Consider the following 1,465-nt stretch of genomic DNA (forward strand, 5'->3'; position numbering starts at 1 on the left):
ATGTAACCAAATGTAATATATGTCAAGAAAACATGTGGAGATAATTTGCCTATCTCAGAAATAGCTTTTCAGGACTGAAAAATGAACTCATTTTATTCTGTCCATATTTTTCTTCCATAAGTGCTTGTAATCATAAGAACTTTGAAGGGAAATGCATGTAAAATTTCTGGGCAGATCATAGCAGATCCCCTTTGCAACACATAGTTTCTTGGGAAAACCTAGCTAGTTCTACAAAGTGAGGTGCTGAAAGAAGGCTTTGTTCTTCTTTCTATAAGAAAAAAGTTAAGTCTCAGAGACATGAAGTATCAAATATGTATTAAGATTCCATCAAATGTATTCCAGTCCTGCCCTTCCAACATCTGGTAGAGAGGTAAGTCTCTGGGGCTGTTCTAGCCCACCTCCCCCCTTTGCATCCACTGACGTTCTACCACTAGACCCTTCCTGGCACTGAATCCCCCATAAGGACCTGGAGGCAGTACAAAGCAGCCAGCTTCATGGGCCACCATTGTGGTCTTGCCACTCCACACAATGGCAGAAAGGGGGTGGGAAGGATAGAGCCTACAACCCATACCCAACAGAATAGGAAGAGATAACTTCTGAACCCACTAGAAGAAGGGATGGGAAGGCAACAGTATAAAAACACATCCAACAACAGAAAGACTTATATGATATAGCGAGATTCTAGGGACTCTACACCAGCAATCCATGAACATCCCAAAAAAGATGAAACAGAAGTGAATGACCTCACAGACAACCTCATGGAAATAATAGAGACCCTGAAATATGATATCAGAAAATCTGTTATGTAAATAGAAGAAAAAACAAACTAAAAATGCAAAAAATCAACAAATCTCTTAAGAAAGCAAGGAATGTCAAGAAAAAACAATCAAACTGATGAAGGAAAAAAATTCAAACAGTTTAAGACTGGAAACCTGATATAGAGAAAATGAGGAAAACACAAACTGAGGGAATGCTGGAAATAGAAAAGCTGAGTAAACAATCAGGAACCACAGATGCAAACATAACCAACAGAATTACAAGAGACTGAGGACAGAATTTCAGACACTGAAGATAAACTAGAGGAAATAAATTCATCAAGCAAAGAAAATCTTAAGTCCAACAAATCCTTAATACAAAATATCCAGGAAATATGGGACACCATGAAAAGACCAAACCTAAGAATAATAGGTATAGAAGAAGGTGAAGAAACCCAACTCAAAGGTGCAGAAAACATATTCAACAAAATCATAGAAGAAAACTTCCCCAACCTAAAGAAAGACATGTCAATGAAAGTACAAGAAACCTACAGAACACTAAAAAGAGTGGACCACAAAAAGCCCCCTTGTCACATGATAATCAAAACCCCGAACATACAGAATAAAGAAAGAATATTGAGCAGCTAAGAAAAAATCCAAGAAACATATAAAGTTAAACCTATCAGAATTACACCTGACTACTCCAGGGG

1 protein-coding gene is annotated in these 1,465 nt (G+C 37.7%); it reads left to right on the forward strand.

Features of this window, described 5'->3' with window-relative positions; translation table 11 throughout:
• The first annotated feature begins 1,160 nt into the window (after window positions 1-1,160).
• A complete protein-coding gene (locus KRZ98_RS23105; protein WP_217675527.1) occupies window positions 1,161-1,403 on the forward strand; it encodes an RBD-like domain-containing protein in 243 nt (80 codons plus the stop codon).
• Window positions 1,404-1,465 lie beyond the last annotated feature (62 nt).

This window comes from Sphingobium sp. AS12, assembly GCF_019097845.1.
Taxonomy (GTDB): Bacteria; Pseudomonadota; Alphaproteobacteria; order Sphingomonadales; family Sphingomonadaceae; genus Sphingobium.

Bases quoted from the DNA above. Each gene is read 5' to 3' on its own strand.
- KRZ98_RS23105 (WP_217675527.1), top strand. From the start codon at position 1,161: ATGAAAAGACCAAACCTAAGAATAATAGGTATAGAAGAAGGTGAAGAA.